This is a genomic window from Rhodospirillaceae bacterium, assembly GCA_018660465.1.
In the GTDB taxonomy this organism is placed as follows: domain Bacteria; phylum Pseudomonadota; class Alphaproteobacteria; order Rhodospirillales; family JABJKH01; genus JABJKH01.
Map to the genome: position 1 here is coordinate 61,127 of JABJKH010000065.1, position 8,722 is coordinate 69,848.

The following is an 8,722-nucleotide window of genomic DNA, read 5'->3' on the forward strand; positions in this document are numbered from 1 at the left end:
GTCTTAACGAAGGACCTTAACAAGCCGTTTAAGGGCCTTTTCAATCACATCTGTTTCATGAACAAGGGCAACGCGGATGTAAGACGCTCCCGGATTGTATCCGTTGTCATCAGAACGGGCCATATAAGCGCCGGGTTGCACACGAATTCCAGCTTCAGTCCAAAGCTTGAACGCGGCCTCCTCTCCATCTCCGACATCAAGCCATAAAAAGAATCCACCCCCCGGACGATAATATCCGTAGCGCCCTTCCAAGACTTTCTCGGCGACATCAAATTTAGCGCGGTATTTTATGCGGTTTTCTTCAACATGCGCCTCGTCATTCCAAAGTGCTGCTGAAGCGGCTTGAAGTGGCAAGGGCATGGTGGCACCGCTGAAACAACGTAGGCGACGTAAATTTTTAATCAATTCCGCGTCTCCGGCAACAAAGCCCGAGCGCAGACTGGCCGCACTGGAACGCTTCGATAGGGAGTGAAAGACCAGAACATTTTTATATCCGTCCCCCAATTCAGCACACGCCTGTAAAGCGCCGGGCGGCGGCGCCTGATCGTAAATTTCCGAATAACATTCATCCACGGCCAAAACAAAATCAAATTCCCGGGCCAAGCGAATGGCGTCTTTTAAATAGTTGATGTCGGCAATAGCGCCCTGCGGATTGGAAGGCGAGCACAAATAGGCCATGGCTGTGCGGCGCAAGGTACGCTCGTCTAGATTTCTATAATCCGGCATGAAATTGGAATTGTGGGTGGCCGGAACAAGAACCGGTTCCGCCTGTGCCATAATCGCCCCACCAGAGTAGACATGATAGAGGGGATTGGGAATGAGAACGACCGGCTGTTCTCCTGATACACTTCTTGGAACCGATAGGGTCGCCGCCATGTACAGGATCTCGCGCGTTCCCAAAACAGGGATAATCCCTACTTTATCATCAATGTCTTGGTTAGGAACATTAAAGCGACGGGTGAGCCAGCTTGACACGGCCTGGCGCAGTTCCGGTATACCATCCGGTCGCGGATATTTACCCCACAGGTGCGCATTCGCCGCAACCGTTTCAGCAATCAATGATGGCGGCGCGTGTTGAGGCTCGCCAATTGAGAGGGCAATAGCCTCAATGCCTTCCGGCGGTTGCGCAACATCCAAAAGTGCCCGAGTCCGGTCAAAGGGATAATCGGTTAACTGATTAATCATTTCGTTCAACATGGCGCGGATATTATCGACGGACACCCTGCTGGACAAGCGGAGAGACATCTCTTGGAAACAAAAAATAACCGGCAAACTGTTGTTTGCCGGTTTAGGGAGGAAATAATTTTTCCGACACCGCCGTCAGAGACCTTTTGAGGCCCTGACGGCAGTGCGGAACTATTTAGTGGACGATTTCGCCGTGCAGGTTGATATCAAGGCCTTCGACTTCAGCCTCTTCGTCAACCCTAAGACCCATGATCGTCTCGACAAATTTGAGAATTATGAAGGTCGCAATCGCACAATAAACTATTGTCGCGACAATGCCTTCGACCTGAATCCAGACCTGTCCGGCGTTGCCTTCCAACAATCCAGATGTTCCGCCGATTTCTTTAAGCGCGAACACGCCTGTTAACAACGCACCGATGATGCCGCCAACGCCGTGTACGCCGAAAGCATCCAGGCTATCATCGTAGTTGAACATCTGTTTCAGGAATGTGGCCCCCCAGAAACAGCCAACACCAGCGATTAGACCCATGATTAAGGCACCACTAGGTCCGACAAATCCGGCAGCAGGCGTGATGCAGACCAAACCGGCGACTGCACCCGAGATAATACCCAAAACACTTGGCTTTCCGCGATAAATCCATTCGGCGAACATCCACGTCAAGGCCGCAGCAGCAGTACAAATTTGGGTAACCGCCATGGCCATACCCGCGGTCGCATTGGCCGCAACGGCAGAGCCGGCATTGAAACCGAACCAGCCAACCCACAGCAACGCAGCCCCGATCACACTCAGAACCAAGTTATGAGGCGCCATGTTTTCAGTGCGATAACCACGCCGCTTTCCGATAACAATTGCGGTGACGAGACCGGCAATGCCGGCATTAATGTGAACCACTGTGCCGCCAGCAAAATCAAGCACACCCGCGCCGCCTAAGAAACCGCCGCCCCACACCCAGTGGGTAATTGGCGCATAAACAATGATCATCCAAGCGCCAAGAAAGACCAACATGGAGGAGAATTTCATACGATCCGCGAAAGCACCGGTGATGAGGGCCGGAGTAATAATGGCGAAAGTCATTTGGAAGGTCATGAAGACTGAATCGGGAATGGTGCCGTTCAGCGTATCAAGTTTCATTTGGCTCAGGAACATATTGCTAAGGCCACCGACAAAGGCGTTGGCACTTCCCCCATCGGAAAATGCCAATGAATAACCGATGACCATCCATAGAACCGTCATCAAACACGTCACTGCAAAGCTTTGCATGATTGTGGCGAGAACATTCTTCTTACGCACCATGCCGCCATAAAATAACGCAAGCCCGGGTATGGTCATCATCAGAACCAAGACCGTAGAGGTCAGCATCCAGGCCGTATCACCACTGTCGAGGGTCGGCTTTTCAGCGGCGAAGGCCATACCAGTTGATACCAGAAAGCCCACAAACGCGAGCGTCCCGATACTCTTAAATTTATTCAATAAGTACATAATTTAAATTCTCCTACAGCGCGTCGTCGTTTGTTTCGCCCGTGCGAATTCGAACGGCTTTTTCAATGTCGGTAATAAAAATTTTGCCATCACCGATTTTTTCTGTCGCGGCGGCTTGCTGAATGCTGTCTGCTACTTTTTCTGCAACATCATCGGCCACGACAACTTCAAGTTTTACCTTCGGCAAAAAACTGATCTCGTATTCTGCACCGCGATAAATTTCTGTTTGGCCTTTCTGTCGACCAAACCCTTTAACTTCGCTGACCGTCATGCCTTGAATGCCAATTTCGGTTAAGGCTTCGCGAACGTCATCGAGTTTAAAGGGCTTTATAATCGCCATAACGAGTTTCATCTCGTAACTTCCTCTTCTCAGATTGCCGTTTTTGAAGTTTTAGAAGCGGCAATGGTTTGTCCCCATTCCCGATACAGCAGATGGTTACCGCCTAATTTCAGGAATAATTTATTTCAGGCCCTATACTTCAAGAACCATGCCGGTTTTTAGGAAGGTAGAATAATGATTATAATTCAATCACTTATACTAATTTTTTCGAAAAGAAATTTGGGAGCACCTGATTAATAATGCATAAATAATAATCATATTAAATATATCGATTAAAAAATAGGCATTTTTTAATGTGGGTGTACGATGCCAATCCGCTTTATCATGAGGCCCATGAGCGAAAATAAGAAGACCCCTGAAAATACTCTCAATTGCGATGTTCTCATCGTTGGCGGCGGACTTGTTGGTGGGACACTCGCTTCGGCGCTGGCCCACTGGGGTTTGCGGACCGTTGTGGTCGATACTCAAGACCCTTCGGTCGGGCTTGATGCGGAATTTGATGGGCGGGCATCCGCAATTGCTCTCGCCTCGCAACGTCTTTTGGAGTCTGTTGGACTGTGGGACTCAATGACCGAGAACGCCTGCCCGATTGAGGACATTCGTGTCACTGAAGGGAATTCGCCGTTTTTTCTGCATTACGACCACAAAGATACCGAGAGCCAAGCCTTTGGTTACATGATCGAAAACCGCTCCATTCGTCGTGCACTTTATGATCGGATGTCTACTTTGGAAAATATCCAAATTTTAGCACCAGATCAGGTCGACATCTTAGAACGATCCGTTTCGGGTGTTCGCGCGGGCCTGAAAAGTGGCGTGAGCGTGAGCGCCGCGCTGGTCATTGGTGCTGACGGACGAAACTCTACGACCAGAAGAGAAGCTAACATCCGCACCACTGGTTGGTCCTATGATCAAACCGGCATCGTCTGCACGGTCGAGCATCAAGAGCCCCATCATCATATTGCCCACGAACATTTTCTACCTGCGGGGCCCTTCGCAATTTTACCCTTGTGGAAAAATCGCGCGTCCATTGTTTGGGCGGAAAGGTCTGACTTGGCACCCGCCATTATGGCTCTTGATGATGCTGACTTCCTTGAAGAACTAAAGCCCCGGTTCGGTGATTTCTTGGGCGATCTTAAAGTCATCGGTCCACGTTGGGCCTATCCGCTCACGTTGAAATTTGCTGAGCGCGCGATTGACCTTCGGCTAGCCTTGATTGGCGATGCCCTGCATGGCATGCACCCCATTGCCGGACAGGGCTTAAACATGGGATTACGGGATGTTGCAGCCTTGGCCGAAGTCCTGGTGGACGCCCGGCGTCTGGGTATGGATTTAGGAGACCGGATTGTTTTAGAGCGTTATCAGCGCTGGCGGCGTTTCGATAACACCTTAATGTTGGCCGCAACGGATGGTCTCAATCGTTTGTTTTCAAACACCATTGGGCCTGTACGTCTGGCCCGTGATCTGGGCCTATCTGCGGTTAATAAAATGGGGCCGCTCAAGAAAGTCTTTATGCGCTCGGCCATGGGGTTATCTGGAGAGTTGCCAAAACTGATGCGCGGCCAACCCTTGTAAGATAATCAAGGGTCTCGACTGAGACCTCTTACCTTCAATTCAACTAAATAATTTTCCCAAATTTCATCTTGGCGGTCACCAAAGTTATAAAGCGTATCCCAAGAATAAATGCCGGTGTCGTGCAGGTCGTCGAACTTAATTCGAACCGCATAGTTTCCGACCGCTTCCACACCCATGATCCCCACATGACGTCGGCCGCTTACAACCGTTTTGTCACCAGGGCCGTGGCCTTGGACTTCCGCCGACGGGCTTTCAACGCGCAGTAATTCAGCCGGCAGTTTAAATTGCTTGCCGTCATCAAAATCGACCTCCAACACTTTTTCATCTTTTTTCAAGCGAATTTCGGTGGGTCGATAAGCTGGTTCATATTTGCTCGTCATATTCATCTACGCACCCGCACCGTCGTCAAGCGACCGCGCTTCATCAATAAGCATGATCGGAATGCCGTCTCTAATCGGATACGCCAAACTGGCTTGGTCGCTGATCAGTTCCTGCGCCGCCGCATCATAACGCAACGGGCCTTTGCTGAGAGGGCAGACCAATATTTCCAAAAGTTTCGGATCTACTTTTCGCTCGGGCATCGCACTCTTTCTCCAAGGATCTTGTTGCGGGTTCGTTATTGCGTCATCGGTGTCGCTGAGACACCGGATTCTTGAACGGCCATTTCCATAAGGCTGGTCAGTAATTCGCTTCTTTCTTTCAGGTTCGGGCTTTCCAGAAGCGCCTGTTTTTCCACACCCGCGAACGGGCACCCCATTGCTAGCGAGGAGACAACCACCTCGTCCGTTGCTTTTTCTATTACGCTCCAGTCGGTCTGAATATTTTTAAGATCAAAATAGGCCCGAATGGCTTGAAGACGGCGCTCTTTTTCAGTTGAGGCTTCGCCCGGCAACAGGTCATCTTGAAACCGAGCATAGGATACTCGGGCTGATCGATAGGGCTGATCGTTATCAATTTCTTCGATGATTTTAAATCGGGTAACTCCTGCCAGGGTAATAAGATTTCGCCCGTCCGTTGTTTCGTTAAACGACACGATTTCACCGACACAACCGATATCGTAAAGCTGGGCATCCGAACTGATGGGGTCTCGTTCAGGCACTTGCGGCTGCACAATGCCGATCATGCTTTCGGCGTCCATTGCCGCCGATACCATATCCAAATATCGTTGTTCAAAAATATTTAATGGCAAACTCGCGCGCGGCAACAATAAGACTCCTGTTAGGGGAAAAAGCGGTAAAACTTCCGGAAGATTAGAATGCTCTTCGATCATGAATATAAGAGCGCTGTCAGCTCTTTCCTGATTTCCAACGTCGTCGGGTGATCGTGTCCCAAAGCTTCAAATATTTTTAGCATTTGTTTTTTTGCGGCTTCATCGTCCCAAGCGCGGTCGCGCCGGAAAAGTTCCAAAAGCTCACGTAATGCTTCTTCGTTTTGCTGAGCGCCATAATACGCCATGGCAAGATCAAAGCGGCTTTGGTGATTGGTGGGATCGGCTTCAACCTTTTGCCGTAAGTCAGCCGTATCGCTTGAATCACCACTTTGTTCGGCCAATTCCAGTGCGCTAATGGCAGCCGCAACTTCGGGTGCAGCCTTAATTTTATCGTCGAGCTGACCGATAATTTCTTGAGCGTGCTCCAATTTTCCAATCGTAATGGAGCAGCGGATAAGGCCCGCGATTGCCTCTGCATTTTCAGGATCTTGGCGCATAACGTCCATATAAATTGGACCGGCTACATCGATATTTCCATCCTCAAACGCGGCCTTGGCTTGTTCGAGCGCCGCATCCAAAGGTGTCTTCGCATCGCCAATCAATCGGCCGATGAAATCTTTGATCTGGCGTTCTGTCTGGGCACCAACAAAACCATCAGCAGGTTGGCCATCCTTAAAAGCGAAAACCGCGGGGATCGATTGGATGCGCAATTGCCCGGCCAGTTCTTTATTTTCATCGACGTTGATCTTGACCATGCGGACCAAGCCGCCGGCTTGAGTCACTAGCTTTTCCAACAAAGGCCCAAGCTGCTTACACGGCCCACACCAGGGTGCCCAAAAATCGACAATGACGGGAACCTCCATCGAAGGCTCAATTACATCGGCGCCAAAATTCGCCGTATCGCTATCCTTGATAAGGTTAGCAGGCGCGGCGGATGGGCCAAGAGCGGCGGGATCATTAGGATCGAGAGCGAGAGACATCAGATCATTTCCTGTCAACAGGTCAAACGGCGTAATAGGTTTCCCATAAATGGCGGTTTACGTGTCAGACCGCAAGGGTGAAGTCTGACTATAATTTTACCGTCACGGGTGTATGCCCACAGGCAGCAATAAATATTAGTAAGTCAGATGCGCTTATACGCGTCGTCATACGGTTGCTGAGCGGATGGTAATTCAGCAGCTCCATGTCCATCATTTCAGCATCCAATACCACCCGGACTTGGTGGTCAGGATCGTTGATCAAGGCAAATGGCGTGACCGATCCAGGCTCAATTCCCAAGACTTCGATCATTAGCTCAGGCTTTCCAAACGACAGCCGCGCCGACGCAATCGTTCCACTCAGAGTTTTCATATCAACCTGACGGTCTTCCAACGTCACGACCAGCCACAACACGCCTTTTTTATCCTTGAGAAACAGGTTTTTACAGTGTCCGCCCGGCAGCTCACCTCTCAGTTCCTGGCTTTCCGCCACCGAATGCAACGGCGCGTGATGATGGGTCACCGTCTCAATATTCAACTCTACCAGTCGGGCAAATAAGTCATCAGGTGTCGCGGGAGTTTTTAAAGCCATGCGGTGATCCTAAAGCGGAGACCGGCCTACTTCAATCTCCTCAATTGGGATGTTGCAAAGCGGGCAACAATGACTATAGTCACGCTCCGTTCGCCATATAGGCGATCTGGTGCGGGCGTAGCTCAGCGGTAGAGCGCAACCTTGCCAAGGTTGAAGTCGTGAGTTCGATCCTCATCGCCCGCTCCAATTCCCCACATATTATCAATGTGTTATGGAGCTATCTTAGGTTGGGCGATCTAGAGCCTTTGCTGGGGGAAGCATTAGGGAAGCACACGGTACAGTTTTGCGCACCTATGCTTCCACATTCGCTTTTATACTGATCCAGATCCTTTGTTGTAGACTAGGCCACATTGCCCACACGTTCGGCCCCGCTCATCGCTGCGAGTTCTCGTACGTTGTTGCTGTTCTACTGGCAGGTCAAATCAGATGTATCGGCGACCCAATGCGGACATTCGTTGGATTGCAGAGGCTAGTTAATACGACAAAGCCACGTAGACAGATTTAGCCTTTAGAAAAATATCGTCTTCTATAGGGAGTTACAGGAAGTGCAGAGGAACCAACGTTCAATTCGCCCGTTCCTCCATTTGTCGGGCACGGCGGGCAAGCAATATCAGCAGAGCACGTTCCAGACGGCTTTCTTGTTTTTTGTTTATCAGATTTCGGACCAGCACGAAAAACCGTTTCGGTCGGGTAAGGTAACTGGTCGCATAAAACAGTGCGATCCCAAACAGGCAGAGATACCGAAGCGTCCGGAGCGAGTAGCTTCTTTTAAATGCAGAAGTGTCCGAGCCTGGAATGCTCGCTGTTCCCAGCGAAAGATCCCTGAAATAGGTATCGTTGAGCGTAATCTCTCCGCTCTGGCGAAGCCCATCGAACAGCTCCGTCCCGGGATAGGGCGAAAATGGGAATACAGATACGTCCTTAATGCCGATCAACGCCATCCGAAAGATAAAACCGAATGTTTCTAGTGCGTGGCGAACGGTTTCAGCCGGGAAGCCGAGAATGAAGTTAGCTTTCACGTTGAGCCCATTGCGCACAGCGTCGCGCATGGAGAGCAGCATTTTTGGCTTGGAAATCTGCTTTTTTATCTGCTTCAGCATGGCGTCGGAGCCGCTTTCAGGTGCATAAGTGATGAACTTGCATCCGGATTCATAAAGCAGTCTGGTCACCTCGTTGTCTAACGCCTCGCTACGGGTGCCGGATGGAAACTGCCATGTAATCTTGAGCCCGCGCTCGATGATCAAACTACAAAATTCTACAATCCATTTCTTTTTGACAATTGCTGTAAGATCGTAGAAATCAAAATTTGTCGCATCATACTTGGCCATATAATCCATTATCTCGTCGATGACGGCTATCGGCTCCC

At 50.1% G+C, this 8,722-nt stretch carries 10 protein-coding genes and 1 tRNA gene; 2 read left to right on the top strand and 9 right to left on the bottom strand.

Annotated features, from left to right (window positions below):
• Positions 1-3: 3 nt before the first annotated feature.
• The 3 genes from HOM51_10060 to HOM51_10070 form a co-directional block, all read right to left on the bottom strand.
• Positions 4-1,197 (bottom strand): aminotransferase class I/II-fold pyridoxal phosphate-dependent enzyme, encoded by a 1,194-nt coding sequence (locus HOM51_10060; GenBank protein MBT5034854.1) that lies wholly within the window; start codon positions 1,195-1,197, stop codon positions 4-6.
• A gap of 163 nt (positions 1,198-1,360) precedes the next feature.
• Entirely contained in the window at positions 1,361-2,665 is a 1,305-nt protein-coding gene (locus tag HOM51_10065) for an ammonium transporter (GenBank protein MBT5034855.1), read from the bottom strand.
• A gap of 13 nt (positions 2,666-2,678) precedes the next feature.
• Entirely contained in the window at positions 2,679-3,017 is a 339-nt protein-coding gene (locus HOM51_10070; protein MBT5034856.1) for a P-II family nitrogen regulator, read from the bottom strand.
• Between the two features lie 321 nt (positions 3,018-3,338).
• Here HOM51_10070 and HOM51_10075 point away from each other — a divergent pair, with 321 nt between their 5' ends.
• The gene (locus HOM51_10075; GenBank protein MBT5034857.1) at positions 3,339-4,577 is read left to right on the top strand and encodes a UbiH/UbiF/VisC/COQ6 family ubiquinone biosynthesis hydroxylase; all 1,239 of its coding nucleotides are present in this window, start codon (positions 3,339-3,341) and stop codon (positions 4,575-4,577) included.
• A 5-nt stretch (positions 4,578-4,582) separates the two neighbouring features.
• Here the strand turns inward: HOM51_10075 and HOM51_10080 are convergent, their stop codons facing one another.
• From HOM51_10080 to HOM51_10100, 5 genes are all read right to left on the bottom strand, one after another.
• A complete protein-coding gene (locus HOM51_10080) occupies positions 4,583-4,957 on the bottom strand; it encodes a DUF971 domain-containing protein (protein MBT5034858.1) in 375 nt (124 codons plus the stop codon).
• A gap of 6 nt (positions 4,958-4,963) precedes the next feature.
• Positions 4,964-5,158 (bottom strand): Trm112 family protein, encoded by a 195-nt coding sequence (locus HOM51_10085; GenBank protein MBT5034859.1) that lies wholly within the window; start codon positions 5,156-5,158, stop codon positions 4,964-4,966.
• 35 nt (positions 5,159-5,193) lie between these two features.
• Positions 5,194-5,847, bottom strand: a complete 654-nt coding sequence (locus HOM51_10090) for a hypothetical protein (protein MBT5034860.1) — start codon at positions 5,845-5,847, stop codon at positions 5,194-5,196.
• Positions 5,844-6,767: a thioredoxin gene (gene trxA, locus HOM51_10095; protein MBT5034861.1), complete on the bottom strand. Its 924-nt coding sequence runs from the start codon at positions 6,765-6,767 to the stop codon at positions 5,844-5,846. Before trxA ends, HOM51_10090 begins: the two co-directional genes overlap by 4 nt.
• An 88-nt stretch (positions 6,768-6,855) precedes the next feature.
• The gene (locus tag HOM51_10100) at positions 6,856-7,356 is read right to left on the bottom strand and encodes a prolyl-tRNA synthetase associated domain-containing protein (protein ID MBT5034862.1); all 501 of its coding nucleotides are present in this window, start codon (positions 7,354-7,356) and stop codon (positions 6,856-6,858) included.
• Between the two features lie 111 nt (positions 7,357-7,467).
• On the opposite strand from HOM51_10100, the gene HOM51_10105 reads away from it, so the two are divergent.
• Positions 7,468-7,542 (top strand) — tRNA-Gly (locus tag HOM51_10105).
• Between the two features lie 377 nt (positions 7,543-7,919).
• Here HOM51_10105 and HOM51_10110 read toward each other — a convergent pair.
• The coding region (locus tag HOM51_10110) for a radical SAM protein (GenBank protein ID MBT5034863.1) at positions 7,920-8,722 on the bottom strand (803 nt) is incomplete at its 5' end.

Excerpts from the sequence above, each read along its gene's own strand:
- HOM51_10075 (MBT5034857.1), top strand. The coding sequence starts at position 3,339 with ATGAGCGAAAATAAGAAGACCCCTGAAAATACTCTCAATTGCGATGTT.
- HOM51_10090 (MBT5034860.1), bottom strand. The coding sequence starts at position 5,847 with ATGATCGAAGAGCATTCTAATCTTCCGGAAGTTTTACCGCTTTTTCCC.
- HOM51_10100 (MBT5034862.1), bottom strand. The coding sequence starts at position 7,356 with ATGGCTTTAAAAACTCCCGCGACACCTGATGACTTATTTGCCCGACTG.
- HOM51_10070 (MBT5034856.1), bottom strand. The coding sequence starts at position 3,017 with ATGAAACTCGTTATGGCGATTATAAAGCCCTTTAAACTCGATGACGTT.
- HOM51_10085 (MBT5034859.1), bottom strand. The coding sequence starts at position 5,158 with ATGCCCGAGCGAAAAGTAGATCCGAAACTTTTGGAAATATTGGTCTGC.
- HOM51_10080 (MBT5034858.1), bottom strand. The coding sequence starts at position 4,957 with ATGACGAGCAAATATGAACCAGCTTATCGACCCACCGAAATTCGCTTG.
- HOM51_10065 (MBT5034855.1), bottom strand. The coding sequence starts at position 2,665 with ATGTACTTATTGAATAAATTTAAGAGTATCGGGACGCTCGCGTTTGTG.
- trxA (MBT5034861.1), bottom strand. The coding sequence starts at position 6,767 with ATGTCTCTCGCTCTCGATCCTAATGATCCCGCCGCTCTTGGCCCATCC.
- HOM51_10060 (MBT5034854.1), bottom strand. The coding sequence starts at position 1,197 with ATGTTGAACGAAATGATTAATCAGTTAACCGATTATCCCTTTGACCGG.